The sequence below is a fragment of the Streptomyces sp. NBC_00464 genome (assembly GCF_036013915.1).
GTDB lineage: Bacteria > Actinomycetota > Actinomycetes > Streptomycetales > Streptomycetaceae > Streptomyces.
Window position 1 is genome coordinate 3,599,687 of record NZ_CP107899.1, and the last position, 24,834, is coordinate 3,624,520.

The 24,834-nt window shown below is 71.7% G+C and carries 18 protein-coding genes, 3 tRNA genes and 1 pseudogene; 9 read left to right on the forward strand and 13 right to left on the reverse strand.

Features of this window, described 5'->3' with window-relative positions; all coding sequences use genetic code 11:
* Positions 1 to 32: 32 nt before the first annotated feature.
* Positions 33 to 950 carry a DUF2797 domain-containing protein gene (locus OG912_RS16075; protein WP_327709924.1) on the reverse strand — a complete coding sequence of 306 codons (918 nt, stop codon included), beginning with the start codon at positions 948 to 950 and terminating at the stop codon, positions 33 to 35.
* 170 nt (positions 951 to 1,120) lie between these two features.
* Between OG912_RS16075 and OG912_RS16080 the strand changes: the two genes are divergently transcribed.
* The 5 genes from OG912_RS16080 (at position 1,121) to OG912_RS16100 (ending at position 6,688) form a co-directional block, all read left to right on the forward strand.
* Positions 1,121 to 2,518, forward strand: coding sequence for an FAD-binding oxidoreductase (locus OG912_RS16080; RefSeq protein WP_327709925.1), 1,398 nt, complete (start codon positions 1,121 to 1,123; stop codon positions 2,516 to 2,518).
* 46 nt (positions 2,519 to 2,564) lie between these two features.
* Complete coding sequence (locus OG912_RS16085) at positions 2,565 to 3,545, forward strand: tetratricopeptide repeat protein (RefSeq protein WP_327709926.1); 981 nt, start codon at positions 2,565 to 2,567, stop codon at positions 3,543 to 3,545.
* 30 nt (positions 3,546 to 3,575) lie between these two features.
* A complete protein-coding gene (locus OG912_RS16090) occupies positions 3,576 to 4,520 on the forward strand; it encodes an RNA polymerase sigma-70 factor (RefSeq protein ID WP_327709927.1) in 945 nt (314 codons plus the stop codon).
* Positions 4,521 to 4,623: 103 nt separating this feature from the next.
* On the forward strand, positions 4,624 to 5,841 hold the full coding sequence (locus OG912_RS16095; protein ID WP_327709929.1) for an NAD(P)/FAD-dependent oxidoreductase: 1,218 nt from the start codon (positions 4,624 to 4,626) through the stop codon (positions 5,839 to 5,841).
* Between the two features lie 436 nt (positions 5,842 to 6,277).
* Positions 6,278 to 6,688, forward strand: a complete 411-nt coding sequence (locus OG912_RS16100) for a hypothetical protein (protein ID WP_327709930.1) — start codon at positions 6,278 to 6,280, stop codon at positions 6,686 to 6,688.
* A gap of 77 nt (positions 6,689 to 6,765) precedes the next feature.
* Here the strand turns inward: OG912_RS16100 and OG912_RS16105 are convergent.
* Together OG912_RS16105 and OG912_RS16110 are read right to left on the reverse strand one after the other, a co-directional pair.
* Positions 6,766 to 6,838, reverse strand: a tRNA-Arg gene (locus OG912_RS16105).
* A 219-nt stretch (positions 6,839 to 7,057) separates the two neighbouring features.
* Positions 7,058 to 7,148, reverse strand: a tRNA-Ser gene (locus tag OG912_RS16110).
* A gap of 224 nt (positions 7,149 to 7,372) precedes the next feature.
* Here OG912_RS16110 and OG912_RS16115 point away from each other — a divergent pair.
* Complete coding sequence (locus OG912_RS16115; RefSeq protein WP_327709931.1) at positions 7,373 to 7,831, forward strand: SSI family serine proteinase inhibitor; 459 nt, start codon at positions 7,373 to 7,375, stop codon at positions 7,829 to 7,831.
* A gap of 213 nt (positions 7,832 to 8,044) precedes the next feature.
* Positions 8,045 to 12,433 carry a PAS domain-containing protein gene (locus OG912_RS16120; RefSeq protein WP_327709932.1) on the forward strand — a complete coding sequence of 1,463 codons (4,389 nt, stop codon included), beginning with the start codon at positions 8,045 to 8,047 and terminating at the stop codon, positions 12,431 to 12,433.
* Positions 12,434 to 12,525: 92 nt separating this feature from the next.
* Here the strand turns inward: OG912_RS16120 and OG912_RS16125 are convergent, their stop codons facing one another.
* From OG912_RS16125 to OG912_RS16160, 8 genes and pseudogenes are all read right to left on the reverse strand, one after another.
* Positions 12,526 to 14,175 (reverse strand): long-chain fatty acid--CoA ligase, encoded by a 1,650-nt coding sequence (locus OG912_RS16125; protein ID WP_326737497.1) that lies wholly within the window; start codon positions 14,173 to 14,175, stop codon positions 12,526 to 12,528.
* A 200-nt stretch (positions 14,176 to 14,375) separates the two neighbouring features.
* Positions 14,376 to 14,903: pseudogene (locus OG912_RS16130) on the reverse strand (SigE family RNA polymerase sigma factor); the annotation flags it as partial.
* 467 nt (positions 14,904 to 15,370) lie between these two features.
* Positions 15,371 to 16,537 carry a lipid-transfer protein gene (locus tag OG912_RS16135; protein WP_326737495.1) on the reverse strand — a complete coding sequence of 389 codons (1,167 nt, stop codon included), beginning with the start codon at positions 16,535 to 16,537 and terminating at the stop codon, positions 15,371 to 15,373.
* On the reverse strand, positions 16,534 to 16,929 hold the full coding sequence (locus tag OG912_RS16140) for a MaoC family dehydratase (RefSeq protein WP_327709933.1): 396 nt from the start codon (positions 16,927 to 16,929) through the stop codon (positions 16,534 to 16,536). The genes OG912_RS16135 and OG912_RS16140 overlap by 4 nt, the downstream gene beginning before the upstream one ends.
* A complete protein-coding gene (locus OG912_RS16145; protein ID WP_327709934.1) occupies positions 16,926 to 17,996 on the reverse strand; it encodes an acyl-CoA dehydrogenase family protein in 1,071 nt (356 codons plus the stop codon). The genes OG912_RS16140 and OG912_RS16145 overlap by 4 nt, the downstream gene beginning before the upstream one ends.
* A gap of 1 nt (position 17,997) precedes the next feature.
* On the reverse strand, positions 17,998 to 19,032 hold the full coding sequence (locus tag OG912_RS16150) for a bifunctional MaoC family dehydratase N-terminal/OB-fold nucleic acid binding domain-containing protein (protein WP_327709935.1): 1,035 nt from the start codon (positions 19,030 to 19,032) through the stop codon (positions 17,998 to 18,000).
* Positions 19,029 to 20,201: an acyl-CoA dehydrogenase family protein gene (locus OG912_RS16155; RefSeq protein WP_327709936.1), complete on the reverse strand. Its 1,173-nt coding sequence runs from the start codon at positions 20,199 to 20,201 to the stop codon at positions 19,029 to 19,031. Before OG912_RS16155 ends, OG912_RS16150 begins: the two co-directional genes overlap by 4 nt.
* Before the next feature lie 362 nt (positions 20,202 to 20,563).
* Positions 20,564 to 20,875, reverse strand: a complete 312-nt coding sequence (locus OG912_RS16160; RefSeq protein WP_327709937.1) for a hypothetical protein — start codon at positions 20,873 to 20,875, stop codon at positions 20,564 to 20,566.
* 310 nt (positions 20,876 to 21,185) lie between these two features.
* On the opposite strand from OG912_RS16160, the gene OG912_RS16165 reads away from it, so the two are divergent.
* The gene (locus tag OG912_RS16165; RefSeq protein WP_327709939.1) at positions 21,186 to 22,052 is read left to right on the forward strand and encodes a bifunctional DNA primase/polymerase; all 867 of its coding nucleotides are present in this window, start codon (positions 21,186 to 21,188) and stop codon (positions 22,050 to 22,052) included.
* A 94-nt stretch (positions 22,053 to 22,146) separates the two neighbouring features.
* On the opposite strand, the gene OG912_RS16170 is transcribed toward OG912_RS16165, so the two are convergent.
* Positions 22,147 to 22,233, reverse strand: a tRNA-Ser gene (locus OG912_RS16170).
* Between the two features lie 53 nt (positions 22,234 to 22,286).
* Positions 22,287 to 23,780, reverse strand: a complete 1,494-nt coding sequence (locus OG912_RS16175) for a S1C family serine protease (RefSeq protein WP_327709940.1) — start codon at positions 23,778 to 23,780, stop codon at positions 22,287 to 22,289.
* A 189-nt stretch (positions 23,781 to 23,969) separates the two neighbouring features.
* Between OG912_RS16175 and OG912_RS16180 the strand changes: the two genes are divergently transcribed.
* A complete protein-coding gene (locus tag OG912_RS16180; protein ID WP_327709941.1) occupies positions 23,970 to 24,815 on the forward strand; it encodes a glycerophosphodiester phosphodiesterase in 846 nt (281 codons plus the stop codon).
* The last annotated feature ends 19 nt before the right edge of the window (positions 24,816 to 24,834 follow it).

The following is a 24,834-nucleotide window of genomic DNA, read 5'->3' on the forward strand; positions in this document are numbered from 1 at the left end:
AGGCGCTCCTCCTTCGACTGCCTCCGACGATGTCAGAACAGCCCGCCCTGCGAAGCGCCGCCCCCCGCGACGACCGTCGGCACGCTCACACCGGTGCCCGAACCGGCCGCTGTCAGGTCCCAGCCGGTCATCAGCCGGGTGTCCACGACGACGACCCCGTCCGCCCCCGTGTCCAGATGCAGATCCGGCCCGGCCGCCGCGACCAGCCGCCCCGCGACCACACCACCGTCCACAAGCCCGGTCACCGCACGCACCACCCGGCCACCCACCGCGAACGCCCCGTCGTCCACCGCGGCGCCCGGCCCGCCGATCCCGAAGAGTTCCGCATGGTCGACGGCCTCGAACGGCAGCCGCTCCAGCACCTCGGGCCGGCCTCCCCCGTCGAGCGCCACCGCCCGCCCGTACAGATCCGCCACCTCACCGGCCCGCTCCGCCGGTCCCGGAAGCTCCCCGCGCACCGCCCGCTTGCGCGCGTACGGAATCCGGTCCGGCACTCCGAGCGCGACCCGCAGCACTTCCTCGGCCCGCCGCGCCGCCATCAACGGCCCCCGCCCCAGCCAGCTGAAGACCACCGCCCCCTGCTCCCGCAGCCGGGCCGCGCCCCGCTCCTCGGCGGTGATCCCGACCTTCACCAGCCCGGCCCCGAACCAGGCGAGATACACGCGGTACGTGCGCGGATCGTCGGGAATCGTGTCGGCGGCCACCGAGTGCGCCCGGTCCAGCCGCCCGCACTCCGCACAGCGCGCGCCCGTGCTCCGCTCCGGCACCGGGGCCGCCACCGGACAGGCGTTTCCGCGCGCCCCGGTACAGGTCCGCTTCCCCGAGGCCCGGAACCCGAGCTCGTTCCCGTACGCCAGAGCGCTCCCCCGCACCTGCGGGCCCTTCCGCCACCCGAGCACGGGCCCGTCGGCCCCCTCGGGCCAGCGAAGGCCGGTGCACTGCCACTCCATGCGTGAACTCCCGGACTCCCGGACGTGAATACCGACAGACACCGGCGGATACCGGCGGACACCGACGGATACGAACCCGCCATGCTCCCACACATCGCCCTTCAATGTGATCTGCGTCACACTGGAGGGGTGGTGGGCTCGAAACCAGGAACCTTCAGAGGTGTTCGACCATGACCAACATCGACGGCACTGCTCTCGACAGTCTGCGTACCGCCTTGAGGGGACCTGTCGTCGCGCCGGGGGATGCCGACTACGACGAGAGCCGCAGCATCTACAACGCCATGATCGACCGGCGCCCCGCTGCGATCGCCCGGTGCACGGACGTGGCGGATGTGCGCACCACCCTCGCCTTCGCCCAGGACACGGGGCTCGACCTGGCCGTACGCGGCGGCGGACACAGCGGACCGGGACTGTGCCTGGCCGACGGCGGACTGACCCTCGACCTGTCCCCCATGCGCTGGGCACGCGTCGACCCCGAGGCCCGGACCGCCCAGGTGGGCGGGGGCAGCCAACTGGGCGATCTGGACCATGCGGCGCACACCTTCGGCCTCGGCGTACCGGCCGGGATCATGTCGACCACGGGCGTGGGCGGCCTCACGCTGGGCGGCGGGCACGGCTATCTGACCCGCGCCCACGGCCTCACGGTCGACAGCCTGCTCGCTGCGGACGTCGTCCTGGCGGACGGCACCTTCGTCACCGCCTCCGCGACGGACCACCCCGACCTGTTCTGGGCCCTGCGGGGCGGCGGCGGCAACTTCGGCGTGGTCACCTCGTTCACCTACCGGCTGCACCCGGTGGACACGGTCGGCGTGGGGGTGACCGTATGGCCGGTCGACCGCACGGCCGAGGTACTGCGCTGGTACCGCGACTTCCTGCCCGCCGCACCGGACGACGTGTACGGATTCTTCGCCCTCCTGACCGTGCCCCCCGGGCCCCCGTTCCCGGAGGAGATCCACGGACAGAAGATGTGCGGCGTCGTCTGGTGCTACACGGGCGACCTGGCGGCCGGCAAGCTGGAGGACGCGCTCTCGGCGGTCAACGACCCGGCGCCACCGGCCTTCCACTTCACCAGCCCCATGCCCTACCCCGCCCTCCAGACCATGTTCGACGGCCTGATCCCCAAGGGACTGCAGTGGTACTGGCGCGGCGACTTCTTCGACGGGATTCCGGACGCCGCGATCGAGGTCCACGCGAAGTACGGCCGCAACCTCCCCACCGGCCTGTCGACGATGCACCTGTACCCCGTGGACGGAGCGGCCCACCGGGTCGGCCCCGGAGAAACCCCGTGGGCCTACCGGGACGCCGTGTGGTCCGGCGTCATCGCCGGCATCGACCCCGATCCCGCCAACGCCGAGGCGATCCGGCAGTGGTGCGTCGACTACTGGACGGAGCTGCACCCGCACTCCATGGGCGGCAGTTACGTCAACTTCCTCGGCGAGGCCGAGGCCCCGGACCGCGTCCGGTCCACCTACCGCGGCACCTACGACCGACTGGCCGCGGTCAAGCACACCTACGACCCGGACAACTTCTTCCGCGCCAACCAGAACATCGCGCCGGCCGCGGCATGAGGGACCCGGACCCCGCACGCAGTCCGGCCGTGGATATTCTCCGGCCATGTCGAATCGGTCGGTGGCAACGGGCGTCACTCTCGCGGGCGTCATGGCGCACTGCGGCGGAAACCCGGTAGGCGCCGTGAAGTTGCTGGTGGGGGCCATGGCCTCCGCGCCGGCCGCCCCGGAGCCCTACGCGGCTCTCGCCGATCTCCGACGGGCCCGGCAGGCGGAGTTGAAGGCAGGTCTCGAAGGGGACGGCTCCTTGAGCACGGTGCCCGCGCAGGCGTATCTCCTGTTCCTCGAAGGGGACATGGACAACGCGGCGATGGCCCTGGGTTCGGTCACGGGGGTGAAGCCCGGTGTGCCGTGGGGCGCTGCCCCGTGGTTCGGCGATGCGCGTTTCCTCGACACGGTGAGCGCCGAGGCGCTGGCCGAGGCATGCCTGCGGGTCCTGGACTACGGCCACGACCTGGACAGCGACGCGATGCGTGAGCGGTTCGTCCCCTGGCTCCATGCCATCGACAGGGTCTCCCGGCGCAGTCCGGTGCCGGAGTCGCTGGCCGCCATGGCCCGGCTGCCACGGGCCTGCGGCCGCTACGGGCTCGCCTTCGCCCTGTGCGACCGCGCCGATGCCGGCGAGCGGGTGATGTGGACCGCGGTGGCGCGGGCGAACACCTGGCGCGCCACGGGCGACCTGGGCCGGGCGGCGGAGGCCTTCGAGGACGCCCTGGCCCTGGACCCGCGCAACTGGTCCCTCTGCCTGGACCTCGGCGACGTACGCGCCGAACAGGGCGACTTCGCCTCCGCTGCGGCACTGGCCGAACAGGGCCTGCGACACGAACCGCAGGAGATCTCCCTGCGCGTGGCGGCTGCCGCCTATCGCACGCGTCTGTCCGGCTCGTCCGACGACCTGCGGGCTCTCGCCGCCCTGGCACCGGAACTCACGAACACTCCCTACCGGGATCTGCTGATCGACCACGCCTGCGCGGGGCCTGGGCTGCCCCCGGACCTCGTGGCCGAGGTCCGCGCCATCCGGACCTGACCGCGCACCGCGGGCGTTAGGATCCGGGCCATGCCCCTGACCGTGCAGGACGTGGAGCGGTTCCAGGCCTCCAGGCCCCGTCTGGAGGCCATCGCCTACCGCCTCCTCGGCTCAGCGAGCGAGGCCGAGGACGCCGTGCAGGACACGTTCCTGCGCTGGCAGGCCACCGACGTGGACCGGATCGAGGTCCCCGAGGCCTGGCTGACGAAGGTCCTCACCAACCTGTGCCTCAACCAGCTCACCTCGGCGCGCGCCCGGCGCGAGATGTACGTGGGCCAGTGGCTCCCCGAGCCGCTGCTCGCCGGAGACCCGATGCTCGGCCCCGCCGACACCGTGGAGCAGCGCGACTCCGTCTCGTACGCGGTCCTCACCCTCATGGAGCGTCTCTCCCCCAACGAGCGGGCGGTGTACGTCCTGCGGGAGGCCTTCGGCTACCCGCACCGGGAGATCGCCGAGATCCTCGACATCACCGAGGCCGCCGCCCAGCAGATCTACCACCGGGCCAGGAAGCACATCGCACACGGCAAGCCCCGCACCGAGATCGACGAGGCAGCCGCCCGGCGGATCGTCGAGGAGTTCCTCGCGGCCGCCACCACCGGCCGGACCGAGCCGCTCGTACGGCTGCTCACCGAGGACGCCGTCGCGATCGGCGACGGCGGCGGCAAGGTCCCGGCCCGTGCCAAGGCGTTCGAGGGCGCCCTCGCGGTCGCGAAGTTCATGCGCGGCCTGTTCAAGCCCAGCAAGGCCAAGCGCGACATCGCCGGCGGCTCTCCCGACGTCTACGTCACGACCGCCAACGGCACCCCCGCCGTCCTCGCGGTCATCGACGGCCAGGTCATCGGCGTCATGTGCCTGGAGATCACCGCCGAGGGCATCACCGCGTTCCGTAACCAGGTCAACCCCGACAAGCTCGAACGCGCGACCCGGCGCTGGGCGGCCTCCGACCACGGAGAACCCCTGTTCAACGCCTTCTGACGCCTCCTGACACCACTGTGACGTGGCTCACATCCTCAACCTGTCAGGAAACGGCGGGCTGCCCGGCTCAAGGGGCGAACCCGCGCGAGACAGGAGCAGGGAAATGCAGCAGCAGCACCGCATCATCGTCCTCGGAGCCGGCTACTCGGGAGCCATCGCCGCCGGCCGCCTTGCCAAGCGGCTGCGTCGCGAAGACGTCGCCATCACCCTCGTCAACGCAGAACCCGACTTCGTCGAGCGCGTCCGGATGCACCAGCTGGCGGTCGGCCAGGAGCTGACGCCCAGGCCGTTCAGCGAGATGTTCGCGGGCACCGGCGTCGCACTGAAGTACGCGAAGGTGACCGCTGTCGACGCCGACCGCAAGCACGTCACCGTCGTGGACGCGAACGGCGCGGAGAGCGACACCGAGGAACTTCCGTACGACACCCTCGTGTACGCCCTCGGCAGCGGCTGGAACAGCCAGGGCGTCCCCGGTACCGCCGAACACGCCCACGAGATCGCCGGCCGCCCCGGCGCTCTCCGGCTGCGCGAACGCCTCGCCGGCCTGAACGCCGGTCAGCAGGTCCTCGTCATCGGCGGCGGCCTCACCGGCCTGGAGGCCGCGACCGAACTCGCCGAGGCCCGCCCGGACCTCGACATCGCCCTCGCCGCCCGGAGCGGCCTCGGCGACACCCTCTCCCCCAAGGGCCGCGGGCACCTGCGGAAGGTCTTCGACAAGCTCGGCATCACGGTGCACGAGCACACCGCCGTCACCGAGGTGACGCCCGACCACGTCACGACCGCGGACGGCACCACCCTCCCCGCCTCGGTCACCGTCTGGACGGCAGGCTTCGCGGTCCACCCGATCGCCGAGGCCACCACGCTGGAGGTCTCCGGCACCGGCCAGATCATGGTCGACGCCACCATGCGCTCGCGCTCTCACCCGGACGTGTACGCCATCGGCGACGCGGCCCTGGTGGCGGGCCCCGGCGACAAGCCGCTACGGATGTCGTGCGCCTCGGGCGTCCCCACCGCATGGCAGGCCGCCGACGCCATCGCGGCCCGCCTGACGGGCACAAAGCTGCCGAAGACCCCGCTCCGCTACTTCAACCAGTGCATCTCGCTGGGCCGCAAGGAAGGCCTCATCCAGTACGTCACAGCCGACGACCGCGCCGTCAGCACGGCCCTGACCGGCCGTCTCGCCGCCATCTACAAGGAACTGGTCTGCAAGGGCGCGGCCTGGGGCGTCGCCCACCCGACCCTCGGCGTTCCGGCCCGGCGCCGGCCGGTCGTGCGCGAACGGGCCCTCGAGGCCCCGGCTGTCAGCGCGTCGGCGGCCTGACCGACCGGAACCACCCTCACACGAAAGGCCGGAGTCCTTCAGTACCTCTCCTGAAGGATTCCGGTCCGCACGAAAGCGTCGCATCCATCCGTGTACCGGCCGGCTAGAAGCTGTCCAGCACTTGCGCGACCACAGACGTGACCCCGAACTTCACCTGGTGCCAGCGGTTGCAGTACCGCTTCGGCCGCCACCGTCTGCGCTGCTTGATCGGTCGATCACACCACCTGCACGGCTTCAGGCGCAGGTCGACATCCAGTTCCCCCATGCCGTGACCGTAGCTGCACCGGCAAGGAATCGCTCCGGAGAAGCTGTTGAGTCCCCGACCGATCCGGTGCGGTTGCGGCACGGGTGGCTTGTGATCCGCAGCCGAACTACTCAAGCCGAGGTGAGTACGTGAACTCTGACCGGTCCCAGGGGCAGCCGGAACACTTGAGCCATGGCACAACGACCTCTGAAACTCGTACCCCAGCTGATGGCAATCCTCGCGCTGGCTGTGATCACGCTGGCGATGTGGGCTGCCTGGCTGGGCTGGGACCAGCACCGTGACGTGCACCCTGATGGTTCGGAGACCGGCCCGTACGAGGCGTGGCAGGTGATCGGGCTGGTGCTGACCCTGCTGGCGCCGGTGTACTGGGCGGCGTCCCGGCGCTACTTCGCGGGCGCCGTGCTCGGCGTCACGGCCGGCCTGACCGCTGCCGCCGCTTACGACTGGTCTGACGACTCCAGCGGCCTGTACATGGTCGGCGTGGGGATGGTCATGGTGGGGAGCCTCGTCGTTACCGGCGCCGTTTCCGCCGTGATCGCCTCCGTGAAGACAAGGACCGGCTCAGCTCGACAGCGATCTTGAAATCCGTCGCCGTACTTCGCTGCTGCAGACAACGCGAGAGGCCCTCAGGATTTCTCCTGAGGGCCTCTGGCCTGCTGTGCACTCGGCAGGATTCGAACCTGCAACCTTCTGATCCGTAGTCAGATGCTCTATCCGTTAAGCTACGAGTGCTTGTGCGTCCCGGGCTTTTTTCTGCCCCGTCGGCGTTGCGAGAACAACATTACATGACCTGCGCCGTGACGCGAAATCCATTAGCCGCACCGCTGCTGAGCTGCGAGATCACGCGTTCCAGGCACCTCCCGATCGGCCCGGTTCCGGCCCCTCCCAGACCCGTCCCGGTCCAGGAACGACCGAAGCCCCGGCCAGTGGCACGGGGCTTCGGTGATCAAGCGGAGGCGGAGGGATTTGAACCCTCGATGGGCTTTAAGACCCAAACCGCATTAGCAGTGCGGCGCCATAGACCGGACTAGGCGACGCCTCCAGCACACCCCGCGCGAGCGCGGGTGGTGCGTGCAGATGATGACACAGCTGAGCACTGCGTCACCAATCGCTGCCTACGGTACTAGGCAGTCGGCCGCGAGGGCAAAGCGCCTGCGGTTGCGCAACGCCGTGGCGTGCGGAGCGTTAGTCAGGGCGGGGCGCCCGCCCTTCGTTCTTCTTCGTCGCCGGCCGGTGTCGGCGGCACGTACGACCACAGGAGCCCGCATGATGCGTCGTCTCGCCCTCACCGCCGTCGTGTCACTGGCCGCGCTGTCCGCCGCCGCGCCCGCGGCAACGGCCGTGGCCGGTCCTCTTCCGCTGCCGTTGCCGTTGCCCGTGCTGCAGAACGACGACGCCGACACGCGTCTCACCGTGGTCGTCTCGGGGTCGGGGGACTCGGAGGCCGACGGCACGTACGAGCTGGAGTGCGAGCCGGCGGGCGGCAGCCACCCGGTGGCGCAGCAGGCGTGCGACCGGCTGGCGCAGCTGCCGGGCGAGAGCGCGGACCCGTTCGCGCCCGTGCCCCGCGACGCGATGTGCACGCAGCAGTTCGGCGGGGCGGCCACCGCCCGGATCACCGGAACGTGGCAGGGACGAAGCATCGACTCCACGTTCGAGCGGACCAACGGGTGCGAGATCGGGCGCTGGAACAGCCTGCGGCCGGTGCTCCCGAACGTCCGGTGAGCTGCGGCTGCACCTGATTCGGGGCGGCCCGAGGGGCACGTAATGGGCCAGAGTCGTACACCGTATGCACAGAACCTTGGTGAGAGCTCCCCCTCATCCGCCGCCCCTTGGCCCTCCCCAGCCTTTAGACTCCTCCAGTGACAGCCTGAGGCCCGAGGGGCAAGATGGGGCCCGCTGTCGGCAAGGTGCAGTAATCAGGGAGGAAGCGTCGTCGTGAGCAGCAGGCCATCCCGAGGCGCTGCTCGCCTCGCAGCCATACTCGATGCCCTTCCGGACGGGCTTCTGCTCGTCAACTGCAACGGTACGGTCGTCAACGCCAACACCATCGCCCTCGAAATGTTCGAGACGCCGGGCACCGCGCTCGTCGGTCGCGGACTGCTCGATCTGCTGCCGGAGTTCGACTCCAAGCTGATCCCGGGTTCGATGCGGAGGCCGGAGGCTGCGGACGAGCGGGGCCGGACCAAGCCCACGCGGATGACCGCGCGGCGTACCGACGGCAACGAGTACCCCGTCGAGGTGACGAGCGCCAGCCTGGAGGACGGGCAGGCGGCTTACACGGACGTCCAGAGCTCCTACAGCGGCAGCTATACGGGTGACGAGCTGCTGATGCTCGTCGTGCGCGACCTGTCGGGCACCGTCGACACCGAGGCCGAGCTGGCCCGGTCGCAGCGGCAGACCGAGATGATCCTGCGGGCCGCGTCCGAGGGTGTCGTCGGCACGGACACGGACGGCCGTGTCGTGCTGGTCAATCCCGCCGCCGCACAGATCCTCGGCTTCCGTGCCACCGACCTGGGCGGCCAGGAGCTGCATCCGCTGATCCTGCACTCACGGGCCGAGGGTGAGCCGTTCCCGTACGAGGAGTCGCCGCTGGCCGACACCCTCAAGTCGGGGCGCAAGCACCGGGTGCGCGGGCAGGTCCTGTGGTCCAAGAGCGGCGCGCAGGTGCCCGTCGACCTGACCACCGCGCCCGTGCGGGACGGCGACCAGCTCGTCGGCGCCGTCATGACGTTCACCGACCGCCGGCCGTACGAAGAGCTCGACGAGAAGCGCAGGACCGAGGTCACCGAGCTGACCGCGAGCCACGCCGCCGAGGTCACGGACCTGACCGAGCGCCACGCCGCCGAGGTCACCGGGCTGACGGAGGCGCACGCCGCCGAGCTGGCGGACCGCACCGAGCGCTACGCCTCCGAGCTGGAGGAGCAGGCCGAGCGGCTGGTGGACCTGTCCGCCCGGCACACCCAGCTGACCGCCGTGCTCGGCGAGTCGCTGCGCGGGCCGCTCCAGGAGCTGCGCGGCGAGCTGTCCACGCTCGCCGCCGACCCGGCCGGCCAGCTGTGGCCCGAGGCCAACCAGATCCTGCACCACCTGGCCGCCGGCTACGCGCGCATGACGACGCTCGTCGACAACGTGCTGAGCTACCAGCGCCTGGACGGCGGCTCCGAGGCGCTCGTCAAGACGAACGTGCTGCTCGACGGCGTGGTCACGGCCGGCATCGACGCCGCCGTCGAGCTGATCGGCCCGGGCCGTGCCCAGTTCGCCGTGCACGCGCCGCCGATCGAGGCCGAGGTCGACGCGGGACGGCTGGTGACCGCGCTCGCGCACCTGGTCGCGGACGTCGCCGGGGTCGACTCGACCGGCAAGGCCCGGCTGGTGCCGGGCGGCGGCTACGTCGACTCGACGGTCGTCGTCGCCGCGGCACAGCGCGGTGACGTCGTACGGATCGAGGTACGCGGACCGTTCGCCGGGGGAGACCCGGTGCACGAGCCGATCGTGCGCGGGATCGTGCGGGCGCACGGCGGTGTGCTCCAGACCCATGAGATGCCGGGGATGAGCGGCAGCGCGTACGTACTCGAAGTCCCGCTCGGCACGGGTTCGGGGACCGTGATGCCGCCGATGCCTCCCGAGGCGGCTGTGGCTCCGCCGGTCCCTGAGGTCCAGGGCGATTCCGGGGCATCGGGCGATGTCGCGGTCACCGAGGGCGGCAGGGGGCGGCGCCGGGCGCGCAGAGGCTCCACGGATGCCTTCCTGGAGAGCCCGGTGGGCGGCTCCGACGGCACCGGCGAGCTCGGGGCCGACGAGTCCGCGGTGGCCGCTGCCGGGACCGCCGAACCGACCGGGCGCCGGCGTGCGCGCCGGGAGGCCGGGACCGGTCCCGTTCCCGGGTCCGTCGATGCGGCCGCACCCGACGCGGCGGGCCCGCACGAACTCGCTCCGGCCCCGCAGAGCGGGGGCTCCGGGCGCAGGCGCGGCCGGCCCAGTCCGGCGGAGAACGGCGACCTGGCCGGCGCCGGGCAGCAGGGGCCGGGGCAGGCCCTCGCGCTGCCCGCGGCCGCGGCGCCCGCACCTTCGGAGGGGTCCGTGGTGACGGCCGCCGAGGGTGCCCAGGGGGCCGGTGGCCGTCCGCAGCGCGGTCAGACCGTTCCGCCGCAGGGTGTTCCGGCGCAAGGCGTACCGCAGGGTGTTCCGGCCGAGGCGCCGATGGCGGTGTCCGCGGGCGGACACCGGGCGCACCGCGGCGGTGAGAACCAACTGGCGCTGCCGGCCGCCGGGAACGCCGGCACCGCCCTGGAGGTCGCGGGTCCCGCGGACTTCCCCGGCCACGACGACACCGCCCGGACGCACGGGCAGCCGACGCACGAGCAGCCGATGCACGGAGAGGCTCCGTCCGGGCAGGCCCAGGCGCCGGGGGGTACGCCCGCGCAGCAGCCGACCGGCCGGCGTGCCCGTCGTGCCCTGTCGGCCGCCCAGGACCGGGCCGCCCAGGCCGAGGCGGGCCCGCGCGTCCCGTTCGCGCTCCCGCCCGCCGCCGCCGACCGGGCGACGCCCACCACCGATGAGGCCGACGCCTCACTGCCCGAGCGCCATGACGCGGTGTCCGGGCGCCATGACGCGGTGGCCGGTTCCGGGCACCATGACGCGGTGGCCGGCGCGCCGGAGCACGACCACACCCCGCCGCAGGCGCACCCGGTCCCGACCGGGCGACGCCGGGCCCGGCACGCCGATGCGCCGCAGAGCCCGCAGTCACCGCAGTCACCGCAGAGCCCGCAGTCACTGCAGTCACCGCAGAGTCCGCAGTCACCGCAGGAGGAGCAGGCCGTGTCGTTCGGTCTGCCCGAGCAGAGCGGGCCGGCCAGTTCGTCCGATCAGCCCTCGCCGCCCACGCAGCCCGGTGGCTGGGGAACGGACGAGGTATCGGGCCAGGGCCCCGCCATCCAGGAAGGGCCCGACGGTGAGCCCCGCCCGGCCGCCTCCGGCCGGACCACGCACACCACCGGTACGACCACGGCCGGGAACGCCCGTGGCACCGCTCCCGAGGGCGCTGACGGCCTTGCGGGCCCGGTCGGCCCCCCGGACCCGGCCGCCCACGACGGGAGCCGTCCGCGGCGGCTCTCGCCCGGTCCGGACGCGCGGCGGCAGCCGCTGCCCGCCGAAGCACCCATGCCCGGCTCACCGGACTCGACGCAGGGGCGCGCGTTCAGCGTGCGGACGCTGGGGCAGGGCGTGCCGTTCGCCCAGCACATCGCCCACCAGCAGAACCAGACACTCGGCGGCGGTGGCGGAGCAGGCAGGCGACGCAAGCTCGCCGCACCGCCCGAGGACGACCGGGGCGAGCGCACCGCACTGCCGTCGGCGGCCAACGCACCGGCCGTCGCCCCGCCGCAGCCACCCGCCCCGCAGACCGGACCCGGTGGCACGAGCGGCACTGTGCAGGGCCAGGGTTCGGGGCAGTTGCTCGCCGCTCCGGCGGCCGAAGGACGCGCGTACGCCATAGGGGCGCCCGACGAGGGCGCAGCCGAGGGACCGGAGCCGCTCGACGGCCCCGGTGGCGCCGTCGAGGTCGCCAACCGCCCCTCCCCGCAGCCCGTCGACGACGAACTGCCCCCGGAGCCCCTGGACAACCCGCGTCGGCTCCTCGTCTGGCCGGCCCCGGACGTCTCCACCCAGCAGGCGCTGAGCGACCGCGGCTACCGGCCGGTGATCGTGCACTCGCGCGAGGAGGTCGACGCGCAGATCGCGGCGTTCCCCGCCGCGCTCTTCGTGGACCCGCTGACCGGCCCCATCACCCGCAAGGCCCTGCAGTCGCTGCGCCAGGCGGCGGTGGCGGCCGAGGTGCCGGTCCTGGTGACCGCCGGTCTGGGACAGGCCTCGCGGGACGCGGCGTACGGTGCCGACCCGGCCGTACTCCTGAAGGCACTCGCCCCTCGCGACAGCGAACAGCATCCGCCCCGCGTCCTGCTGATCGAGGAGCACGAGGAGATCTCGCTCGCGCTGACGCAGACGCTGGAGCGGCGCGGCATGCAGGTCGCCTGCGCCGCGACGGACAGCGAGGCGGTCTCGCTCGCGACCCGAATGCGGCCGAACCTGGTGGTGATGGACCTGATGCAGGTACGCCGCCGGCGCGCCGGGATCGTCGACTGGCTGCGCGCCAACGGCCAGCTGAACCGCACTCCGCTGGTCGTCTACACCTCGGCCGACATCAACCGCTCGGAGCTGCCGAAGCTGAGCTCGGGCGAGACCGTCCTCTTCCTGGCCGAGCGTTCGACGAGCGACGAGGTGCAGTCCCGCATCGTCGACCTGCTCGCGAAGATCGGCACGAACTGATCCGCGACGGCATCACGGACATGACGAGGGCGGTACGGGAGTGATCCCGTACCGCCCTCGTCATGTCCACGGCCCGCGGACGGGCCCTCGGCTCAGAGCTGGGTGATGTCCAGCTCGCCCGCCGCGTACTGCTTGCGAATGACCTTCTTGTCGAACTTCCCGACGCTCGTCTTCGGTACGGCCGCGATGACCGACCAGCGCTCCGGCAGCTGCCACTTGGCGATGCCCGACTCGGCGAGGAACGCCTTCAGCGCCTCGTAGTCGGCGGTGGCGCCCTCCTTGAGGACGACGGTCGCGAGCGGGCGCTCGCCCCACTTGTCGTCCGGGACGGCCACGACCGCGGCCTCGGCCACATCCGGGTGCGCCATCAGCGCGTTCTCCAGCTCGACGCTGGAGATCCATTCACCACCGGACTTGATGACGTCCTTGGCCCGGTCAGTGAGCGTGAGGAAGCCGTCCTCGCTGATCACACCGACATCGCCGGTCTTCAGCCAGCCGTCCTCGCTGAACTTGTCCTCGGGCCGCAGCGCCTCGCCGTCGGCGCCGCCGTAGTACGCACCGGCGATCCAGGCGCCGCGCACCTCCAGCTCACCGGCCGACTCGCCGTCCCACGGCAGGTGCTCGCCGGCCGGGCCGACCAGCCGCGCCTCGACGCCGGCCGGGAAGCGGCCCTGCGTGATGCGGTAGGGCCACTCCTGCTCCTCGGTCAGCCCGGCGGGCGGGTTGGCCATGGTGCCGAGCGGCGAGGTCTCCGTCATGCCCCAGGCGTGGCAGAGGCGGACGCCGAGCTTGTCGTACGCCTCCATGAGGGAGGGCGGACAGGCGGCGCCGCCGATGGTGACGTTGGCCATCGAGGTGAGGTCGCGGGGGTTGGCCGTGACCTCGGCCAGCAGTCCCTGCCAGATGGTGGGGACGGCCGCGGCGTGGCTCGGACGCTCGCGCTCGATCATGTCCGCGAGCGGGGCGGGCTGCAGGAAGCGGTCCGGCATCAGCATGTTGACGCCGGACATGAACGTGGCGTGCGGCAGACCCCAGGCGTTGACGTGGAACTGCGGGACGACCACCAGGGTGGTGTCCTTGTCCGTCAGGCCCATCGACTCGGACATGTTGACCTGCATGGAGTGCAGGTAGATCGAACGGTGGGAGTAGACGACGCCCTTGGGGTCCCCCGTGGTGCCGGAGGTGTAGCACATGGCGGCGGCCTGGCGTTCGTCCAGCTCGGGCCAGTCGTAGCTGGTGGGACGGCCGGCGATCAGCTCCTCGTACTCGTGCACCCGCACCGTGGCACCGTCCAGGACGGAGCGGTCACCGGGACCCGCGACGACCACGTGCTCCAGCGACGTCAGCTGGGGAAGCAGCGGGGCGAGGAGCGGAAGCAGCGAGCCGTTGACGATGACGACCTTGTCGTCGGCGTGCTTGACGACCCAGACCAGCTGCTCGGCGGGGAGCCGGAGGTTGAGGGTGTGGAGCACGGCGCCCATCGACGGGATGGCGAGGTACGCCTCCACATGTTCGGAGTTGTTCCACATGAGGGTTGCGACCCTCTGGTCCCCGTCGATGCCGAGCTCGTCGTGCAGGGCGTGGGCGAGCTGAGTGGCCCGCCGGCCGATCTCGGCGAAGCTGCGCCGGTGCGGCTCGGGCTCTCCGGTCCAGGTCGTGACCTGCGACTTCCCGTGGATGGTCATCCCATGGGTCAGGATGCGGGTGACAGTCAGCGGTACGTCCTGCATGGTGCTGAGCACGGCGTCCTCCCGGTGGGCGCTACGCGGCAGTAAGGTTCCGCTGATTCTGCGCACATACCACTCGGTATGTCACTACTCCAGAAGGAACGAATCGGTGTCGTCCGGCAAATTCACACCAGCCGGGCACGGCCGGAGGTCACCGCACGGATCACCGGACCGTGCCACCGGACGTGGTCACCGCACGGGGTCACCGGACCTGGTCACCGCACGGGTGTCAGCTCCGGGTCCTGGCGCAGTTTGCCGAGCGCCCGGGACACGGCGCTCTTGACCGTGCCGACGGACACCCCCAGCACCTCGGCGGTCTGGGCCTCGCTGAGGTCCTCGTAGTAGCGCAGGACGACCATGGCCCGCTGGCGGTCGGGAAGCTTCAGCACGGCACGCCACATGGCGTCGTGCAGCGTCTGCTGCTCGGCCGGGTCGGGGCCGGGCACGGTCTCCTGCTCGGGCAGCTCGTCGCAGGCGAACTCGTCGACCTTGCGTTTGCGCCACTGCGACGTTCGGGTGTTCAGCAGGGCTCTGCGGACATAGCCGTCGAGCGCCCGGTGGTCCTCGATCCGTTCCCAGGCGACGTATGTCTTGGTCAGCGCGGTCTGCAGCAGGTCCTCGGCATCGCTGGGGTTCGCGGTGAGCGAGCGGGCGGCACGCAGCAGCACCGGTCCGCGGGCCTTCACGAAGGACGTGAACGACGGGTACGGGACGTACGGCGCACGCGCACCGTAGGCCGATCGCGCGACGGCCGGGGTGCGTGAGGCGGCTTGGGCGCGTGAGGCGGCCTGGGTGTGCCCGGCAGCCTGGGGACGCGGGACGGCCTGGGTGCGCGGGACGGCCTGGGTGCGCGGGACGGCGTACGGAGCGAGTGACGGGCGCGGTGGATGCGCGGCGGGCGACGCGTGCTGCCCGCGCGGCGGGTGCCCGGTGTGCGTCGGCGCGTGCGGGCTGCGCTGCGCGTCCGGGGTGGTGACAGCGGCTCCCCTGGAGGCGCCCGTGCAGACTGGCGTGGTCATAACTCCACGCTAGGAGCGGGCACCGCCGGGGGGATCGGCCCCAGGTCCCGAAACGACGTCCGCCTCAGGGTGTAGGGCCGGCGCCCCCTCCACCTCCTGTAGGTGGAGGGGCCGTCCTCCCGTACTCAGGGTCGTCCCCGAGGCCACGGAACCGGACCACGGCCGTCCCCCCTCCGGACTAGCCCCGGCGCTCACCGCGCCCGGCCCAGCACCAGGCCCGATGTCGGCACCCCCGTGCCGGCCGTGACCAAGGAGGTGGCCGCTCCGGGTATCTGGTTCACCGACGTCCCGCGGATCTGCCGGACCGCCTCAGCGATGCCGTTCATCCCGTGCAGATAGGCCTCCCCCAGCTGACCGCCGTGGGTGTTCAGGGGCAGCGCGTCGGCGGCCACGAAGTCAGCGGCCTCACCCGGTCCGCAGAAGCCGAACTCCTCAAGCTGCATCAGCACGAAGGGGGTGAAATGGTCGTACAGGATCGCCACGTCGATGTCGGCGGGGGCCAGGCCCGAGTTGCGCCACAGCTGGCGGGCGACGACTCCCATCTCCGGCAGCCCCGTCAGATCGTCGCGGTAGAAGCTCGTCATCTGCTCCTGCGCCCGCCCGGCACCCTGAGCGGCCGCGACGATCACCGCGGGCGGCTGCCGCAGGTCCCGGGCCCGTTCCGCGCTGGTGACGACGATCGCCTGCCCGCCGTCCGTCTCCTGACAGCAGTCGAGCAGCCGCAGGGGTTCGACGATCCACCGGGAGGCGGCATGGTCCGCGAGCGTGATCGGCTTCCCGTAGAAGTACGCCGCCGGGTTGTTGGCGGCATGGCGCCGGTCGGTGACCGCGACATGGCCGAAGGCCTCCGGCGTCAGCCCGTACGTGTGCAGATAGCGCTGGGCCGCCATGGCCACCCAGGAGGCGGGCGTGAGCAGCCCGAAGGGCAGGTTCCAGCCGAGCGCGGTCCCCTCGGCCGTGGGCTCCCGCTGCTGCACCCCGGATCCGAAGCGGCGCCCCGACCGCTCGTTGAACGCCCGGTAGCAGACGACCACGTCGGCCACCCCGCAGGCGACGGCGAGCGCCGCCTGCTGGACCGTGGCGCAGGCCGCGCCGCCGCCGTAGTGGATGCGCGAGAAGAACGACAGCTCACCGATGCCGGCCGCCTGCGCGACGGTGATCTCGGGGCTGGTGTCCATGGTGAAGGTGACCAGTCCATCGACGTCGGCGGGCGCGAGCCCCGCGTCGTCGAGCGCCGCGTGCACCGCTTCGACGGCCAGTTTGAGTTCGCTGCGGCCGGAATCCTTGGAGAACTCCGTCGCCCCGATACCGGCCACCGCCGCCTTCCCACCGAGCGAATCGGCCCTGCGGACGCTCATGCGGACCCCTCCGGAACGCCTACGGTCACCGTGCCGGTCACATGCCTGCCGATCCCGTTGACGCCGACGACCGCCACCTCGGCCGTCCCGTCGTCGGCCACCGAGGTGACCGTGCCGCTCAGCACCATGGTGTCGCCGGGATAGTTGGGGGCGCCGAGCCTGATGGCGACCCGCCTGAGCACGGCCGAGGGCCCGAAGTGGTCGGTGACATACCGTCCGACCAGGCCGTTGGTCGTCAGGATGTTCATGAAGATGTCCGGGGACCCCTTCTCCTGTGCCAGCTCCGCGTCGTGGTGCACATCCTGGTAGTCGCGGGAGGCGATCGCGCCCGCCACGATCAGGGTGCGGGTCACCGCGATCTCCAGTGGCGCCAGTTCCTCGCCGGTCTTCACTCCGGTCCCTCCTTCACCAGTAGTTCGCCGAGTTCCTGAAGTACCGCGCCGCTGCCGCCGAGATGGGCGTCGAGCTGCCGCCCCCAGAGGAAGTGGCGGTGCACGGGATGGTCGAGGTCGGCTCCGGTGCCGCCGTGCAGATGCTGGCCCGCGTGGACGACCCGCCTTCCGGCCTCGGACGCCCACCATGCGGAGTTGAGCGCCTGCGCCCCGTACGGCAGTCCCTCGTCGTGCCGCCATGCCGCTTCGTACGCCGTGACGCGTATCGCCTCGGTGTCCATGTACGCGTCGGCGGCCCGCAGCAGCACCGCCTGGTTGGTCGACAGCGGGCGCCCGAACTGCTCGCGCGCGCCGGTGTGTTCGACCGCGCGAGCCAGTGAACCCGCGCATACGCCCGCCTGCACTCCGGCGAACGCCGTCCGGGCGGTGGCCAGCACCTCTTCGTACGCCTCCGCTCCGCCGAGCCGCTCCGCGGGTGTCCCGTCCAGCACGAGCCGTCCGGCCGACCACGGGGCGGTGGTCTCCACGGGCTCGGTCACCACCCCGGGGTCCGTGGTCCGTACGATCCACAGGCTCCGGTCCGCGGCCGCGACCAGGACATGGGTGGCGTCCCGCAGCCACGGCACCAACGCGACGCTGCCGCTCAGCCGACCACCCGTCGCCGCCTGCGTGGTGGCACCCGGCCCGCTGTCCGGCTCCGCCCGCACCGTGCCGCGGGCCGGGAACGCCCCGGCCGCCACCGCCGTACCGTCCCGCAACGGCGGCAGCAGGCGCCCGCGCTGCTCGTCCGTGCCGTGCCCGGCGACGGCGAGGAGCCCGTACACACAGCTCGCCACGAACGGCACCTGTGCGGTCGTGCGGCCCTGTTCCTCCGCCAGCAGCACGAGTCCGAGCAGCCCGGTCTCCTCGACCGCGCCGGGCAGTCCGGCCGCGCAGAGTTCCTTCCAGAGCTCGGCGTCCGTACCGCTGCCGGCCGCGACCAGACGGTCATGCGTCGCCAGATCGCCGAAGATCCGGGCGGCGAGGCCCTGCGCCGCGGCCTGTTCCTCGCTCGGCGTGAAATCCATGTCAGCCCTCACTTCCACGGAAGACCGGCAGCACCAATTCGGGGTCCGTACGCAGGAATTCCAGCCGCACCGGCATACCCGCCCGTACCTTGTCGCAGGGCACCCCGATGACATTGCTGACCATGCGGACCCCCTCCGCGAGCTCGATCAGCGCCACCGCGTAGGGTCCGCCCTCGCCGTTCTCGCTGAACGCGGGGAAGGGAGGGTGGTGCATGACGACATGGCTGAAGACAGTGCCCTCGCCCGATGCCTCCACCGTGTCCCACTCGGGCGACCCGCAGGCGTTGCATCCGGGCAGCCAGGGGAAGCGCAGGGTGCCGCAGGCAGTGCAGCGCTGGATCAGCAGCCGGTGGGCGGCGACGCCCTCCCAGAACCCGGCGTTGTCCCGGTTGACCACAGGCCTGGACCGCAGCCTCCGCTCCGGTTCCTCCATCGGTATCGGCTCCGGCTTCAGCCTTGCCTTCGACCCTGACTGCAGCCCCGAATTCGGCACTGGCTTCAGCCCCGGCTTCAGCCCCGACTTCAGCCCTGGCTTCGCTTTCGCCGGCCGGTACTTGAGGATCCGGAAGCGGTGCGTCCCGGCGGGTTCGTCCTGCGCCCGGACGTCCATGCGTGTGGTGACGAAGTAGCCCGTCCCCAGCTTCGTCGTCTTGCGCTCCGACACCGCCTCGATCACCGCGTCGAAGGTGATCCGGTCCCCGGGCCGCAGGGGGCGCAGGTACTCCTGCTCGCAGTCGGTCGCGACCACGGAGGTGTAACCGGCCCCGTCGAGAAGGCCGAACAGTTCGTCATAGGCGCCGCTGCGGTCCGAGTGCCCCGACAGCCCGCCCATCGTCCACGCCTGGAGCATCGTCGGCGGGGCGACGGCGCCGGGCCCGGTGTAGGCGGGGTGCGTGTCCCCCACCGCCTCGCACCAGTGCCTGATCATCGGCTCGTTGACCAGGTCCTTGCCGACACCCGAGGTGGCCGCCGCCCGGCCCTCGTACGCCCTGAGCCGCTCGTACAACTCGTCCTGCCCGCCCTGCCCGGCCGTCACCGCTTCCCCCTTTTCATGCCGAGCCGCATCGTCGCGACGATCTCCCGCTGCACCTCGCTCACCCCGCCCCCGAAGGTGTTGATCTGCGCCGCCCTGTTCATCCGCTCCAGCTCCCCGTCCCCGAAGGCGCCGGGCGAACCGCCCCGGATCAGTCCGGTGTCTCCTGTGATCTCCTGGCACATTCGATACACCTCTACGGCGCTCTCGGTTCCCGCGAACTTCACGCCGCTCGCGTCGCCGGGAGCCAGCGCTCCGGCTCCCACGTCCCCCACCAGGCGCCAGTTCAGCAGGCGCGTCGCCGCCAGCCGGGCATGCGCCTCGGCCAGCCGCGAGCGGACCCACGGCTCGTCGGCCGGCCGCCGCCCTGTCACGGGATCGGCGGTGCGGGCGAACGCGAGCGCCGCATCGTAGAAGTCCTCGGCCTGCATGCCGATCGCGGCGAGCGCCACCCGTTCATGGTTCAGCTGGTTGGTGATCAGCCCCCAGCCGCCGTCCTCCTCGCCGACCAGCGAGGTCGCGGGCACCCGCACGCCGTCGTAGTACGTGGCGGTCGTGGTCAGCCCGCCCACCGTCTCGATGGGCGTCCAGGAGAAGCCGGGCGCGTCCGTCGGTACGAGCACGATCGAGATGCCCTTGTGCTTGGGCACGTCCGGATCCGTACGGCAGGCGAGCCAGATCCAGTCCGCGTTCTGCGCGTTGCTGGTGAAGATCTTCTGCCCGTCGATGACCCAGGAGTCGCCGTCGCGTACGGCCCTGGTGCGCAGGGCGGCGAGGTCGGTACCGGCCTCCGGTTCGCTGTAGCCGATGGCGAAGACGAGCTCGCCGGCCAGGATGCGCGGCAGGAAGTACGCCTTCTGCGCCTCGGTCCCGTACTTCATGAGCGTGGGGCCGACCGTGTTGAGGGTAACCATGGACACCGGGGCGCCGGCCCGGTATGCCTCGTCGAAGAACACGAACTGTTCGTCCGCGCCGCGGCCCTGCCCCCCGTACTCGACGGGCCAGCCGAGACCGAGCATCCCGTCGGCCCCGATACGGCGCAGCAACCGCCGCTGCGCGTCCGGGTCCTGGGTGGCGGGGGCATGCCCACCACCCTTGGGCATCACATCACCAAAGTAGGCGCGGAGTTCGGCGCGCAGCTCCTGCTGGCGCTCGGTCGGGGCCAGATGCACGGCGGCTGCCTCCCGGTAACGGGCATGGGGATCAGGGTTTCTGACTGTCCGTCAGATTCCGCTCGACTGTCAAGGCGCCGGACAGCCCGACCCGACCCGATTCCACACCCGACCCGCCCCCCACCCGGCCCGATCCCCACCCGGCCCGACCCTCACCCCGGCCCGTCCCTCACCCCAGTCCGATCCTCGCCCCGGCCCGTCCCTCACCCCAGTCCGATCCTCACCTCACCCCGCTCCGCTCCGCGACAGGCACCCGCCCTGGAGAGCGAACGGCCCGCGTGCCGCCACCGCAGTGGCTGCACGCAGGCCGTCGTCCCCCCACCGCGGCCCGGCCCCCCGACCGGACCGCGACAGGCACCGGCTCACCAGAGATGGGTGAAGTTCACCGCCACATCGTGGCTGGACTGGTCGATCGCCGTGAACGCCGAGCCATTCACCTGGGCGGAGTTGCTCTGGTTCGAAGCGCCGGAGCCGGTGGCCTGCTGCTGCGAGGTGGACGAATTCCCGAAGTTGTCCCCACCGACCCCGCTTCCGCCGATCGTGGCCACGCCCGCGTTCGATCCGTCGTTCGCGAACGAGCCGTTGTCGGCCTGGGCCACACCACTGAAGAGGACTGCGGCGAGAGGCAACGCGGCAACAACGGCGAAGGCGCGAGCGGTACGGATGTTTGCCATGTCTATTCCTCCAGGAACCGGAAGTAAGGCTGAACCCGGGCCAGTTGGCCGACCGCCCGGTGATGGTCACGACGTCGCGAGATCAAAGCTGCCCAGCACCGCACCCGCGAACCACCCATGCTTTCCGATTCCCCCGCAAGCATGAGGAAGCGAAGATAAACCCCCAGATCTCACCATCCCCCAGGTCACCCCCGGACCACTGGAGGGCCCCGCACCCCGCAGGGGGAGAAGCGTTCCGCCACCGCCCCCCGACCACCACCGCCGAGCCCTCCCCTCTTCCTTTATTCGAACATTCGTACGAAAATAAACCATGGCCACCACCGACCGGCGTACCGCCACCCTGGCCCTGGCCCACGCCCTCACCGCCGCCGAGCACGGGCTCCCCGTCATCCCGCTGTCCGCCACCAAGCTCCCCGCCCTGCGCTCCCCGCACCGTGACGAGTCCCGCCCGTCCGGCTGCCGGGGCGCCTGCGGCCTTCCCGGACACGGCGTCCACGACGCCACCACCGACCCCGCCGCCGTACGCGCCCTCTTCGCCTCCGCTCCCTGGGCCACCGGCTACGGCATCGCGTGCGGGCGCGCCCCGCACCACCTCATCGGCGTCGACCTCGACATCGACACCACCGGCCGGAACGACTCCGTGGCGGCCCTGCAACACCTCGCCCTGCAGCACCTGTTCACCATCCCGCCGACCGTCACGGTGCTCACCCCCAGCGGCGGCCGCCACATCTGGCTGTCCGGCCCGGCCGACGTCCCCGTGCCCAACTCGGCCGGCCGCCTCGCCCCCGGCATCGACATCCGCGGCACCGGCGGCTACCTGGTCGGCCCCGGCTCGGTCACCGCCCACGGCACGTACCGGCTTCTGCCCGGCACCGGCACCCTCCCGCCCGCGCCCTGCCCGAGCGCCCTCCTCCACCTGTTGACGCCCCCGGCCCGCCCCCACCGACACCACACCCACCCCGACGACCGGGGCCGGGGCCTGATCCGGTTCGTCCTGGCCGCGGACGAGGGCCAGCGCAACACCCGGCTCTTCTGGGCGGCCTGCCGCGCCTACGAACACGGCTTCGGCGACGCGTTGGCCGAAGCCCTCACCCGGGCAGCCATCAATACCGGCCTCCCCGAACACGAGGCCCGCGCCACCATCGCCTCGGCCGCCCGCCTCACGACCACCCGCTGAACGGGCCGGCGGGCCGGGCCGACCGCCGCGGAACGCGAGGCAGGGCATGGAAGCGGCCCCCGACCGATTCACCCGGTCAGGGGCCGTTCATCTGCGGTGGGTGTGGGATTTGAACCCACGGTGACATCGCTGCCACGACGGTTTTCAAGACCGTTCCCTTAGGCCGCTCGGGCAACCCACCCCGCGCCAACGGTCAACGAAGCACCGCTTCGACGCGGAGGACAGCCTAGCCGGTCAGCTGTCGCCCTTGCGCTCGCCCAGGGTGACTTCCACCGTGGACGTCTTGCCGTCGCGCTTGTAGGTCAGCTTGACCTTGTCGCCCGGCTTGTGGGTCCAGATCTCGCCGATCAGGGTCGGGCCGCTGTCGACGACGGTGTCGTTGAACTTCGTGATGACGTCGCCCGCCCTGAGGCCGGCCCGGGCCGCGGGGCCGTCCTTGGTGACTGCTTCGGTGCCGCCCGCGCCCTGGTCCGAGATGACCGCGCCACCGGTCTTCTCGTCCATCGTCACCGTGGCGCCGATGACCGGGTAGACCGGCTGGCCGGTCTTGATCAGTTGCTGGGCGACGTTCTTCGCCTGGTTGATCGGGATCGCGAAACCGAGGCCGATGGAACCGGCCTGGCTCTGGCCGGTGCTTCCGGTCGACTGGATCGCCGAGTTGATGCCGATGACCGCGCCGCCGGCGCTCAGCAGCGGGCCGCCGGAGTTGCCCGGGTTGATCGAGGCGTCGGTCTGCAGCGCGCTCATGTACGAGTTGCTGCCGCCGGAGCCGTCGCCGGACGCGACCGGGCGGTTCTTCGCGCTGATGATGCCGGTGGTGACCGTATTGGACAGGCCGAAGGGAGCACCGATGGCGATCGTCGAATCGCCCACCGCCACCTGGTCCGAGTTGCCCAGCGGCAGCGGGGTGAGCCCCTGCGGCGGGTTCTTCAGCTTCAGGACGGCCACGTCGTAGCCCTGGGCCCGGCCGACCACCTCGGCGTCGTACTTCTTGCCGTTGGAGAACGTCGCCGTGAGCTGGCCGCTGTCCGCCGCTGAGGCCACCACGTGGTTGTTCGTGAGGATGTGGCCTTCCTTGTCGTACACGAAGCCGGTGCCGGTGCCGCCCTCCCCGTCACCGCTCTGTGCGTCGATCGTGACCACGCTGGGGAGCGCCTTGGCCGCGATGCCCGCGACCGTGCCCGGGTCGCGCTTGAGGTCCTGAGGAGTGCCCGACGCGGAGACCGTGGTCGAACCGGAGGAGTCGGAGCTGTTGTTGCTGTCCGCTGCCCAGAAGCCGAGGGCCCCGCCGACGCCGCCCGCGACGAGCGCCGCCACGACCACCGCGGCCACCAGGCCGCCCGCGCCCCGCTTGCGCGGCGCGTCGGGCGTCTGCACCTGACCGGGCGGGCCCCACGCGGGACCGCCGCCCTGCGCCCCGTGCGCATGGGCGTACGCCGGGACCGCCGGCGGGGGCGGGGGCCAGCCGGCTTCGGCTGCGGGCTGCGGTGCGGGCGGGGGCGCGTACTGCGGCGCGGCCGCGGGAGCCGGGGCCATGGGGGCCGTCGCCGGGTCCTGGGCGGGGGAGGCCGGCTGCTGCTGTGTGGCGGTCGCGTCCGGGTGCGGCGGGGCGACGGGCGCGCTCTCGGGGAGTCCCTGCGGAGCGTCGGCCGGCACTGGAGGTGCGGACGGAACGGACGGGGCGGCCTCGGCCGCGTTGCCCTCGTTGCCCTCGTTCTCTGTGCTCACAGCTCTTTACTCCTCGGTTCCACATCATGATTCGGCAAGAGATCCGCTGTGTACGTGTCTGGAGTCAGCTTTTCCCACGGCACGTCAGGCCACTGTAAGCAGGACCTGTGCATCTGCGCACGGGCCTTTACACCGGACAAAACGGTCTCGCGCTACAAGTGCGCACACCCATGGTCTCCCGGTGACACCATGATGCGGGTGACCCAAGCACGGCAGCAGCGCCCCAGCCAGCATCCCATCCAGGTCATCGCACACCGGGGCGCGTCCGACGACGCCCCCGAGCACACCCTGGCCGCGTACCGGAAGGCTATCGAGGACGGCGCCGACGCCCTGGAGTGCGACGTCCGGCTCACGGCCGACGGCCATCTCGTATGCGTACACGACCGCCGGGTGAACCGCACCTCCAACGGCCGCGGCGCCGTCTCCGCCCTGGAGCTCAACGAGCTCGCAGCACTCGACTTCGGCTCGTGGAAGGACCGCGAGGAGGCGGAGTCCCCGGACTGGGATCCGGTGCCGGGCGAGCTCACCTCCGTACTCACCCTGGAGCGGCTCCTTGAGCTCCTCGTCGAGACGAGAGCCTCCGGCCGTCCGCTCCAGCTGGCCGTCGAGACCAAACACCCGACGCGCTGGGCGGGCCAGGTCGAGGAGCGGCTGCTGCACCTGCTGAAGCGCTTCGAGCTCGACGTACCACCGTCGGACGGCCCCTCGCCGGTCCGCATCATGAGCTTCTCGGCCCGCTCCCTGCACCGCATCCAGGACGCCGCACCGGAGCTGCCCACCGTCTACCTGATGCAGTTCGTCTCGCCGCGGCTGCGTGATGGACGGCTGCCGGCGGGTGCCCGCATCGCGGGACCGGGGATGCGGATCGTACGCAGTCACCCCGGGTACATCGATCGCCTGCACCGCGCCGGTCATCGGGTACACGTCTGGACGGTCAACGAGCCGGAGGACGTCGAGCTCTGCGTCCGGCTCGGCGTCGAGGCCATCATCACCAATCGCCCCAAGCAGGTTCTGGCACAGCTGGGACGTGCCTAGGGACTGTCCGCGACGGGGA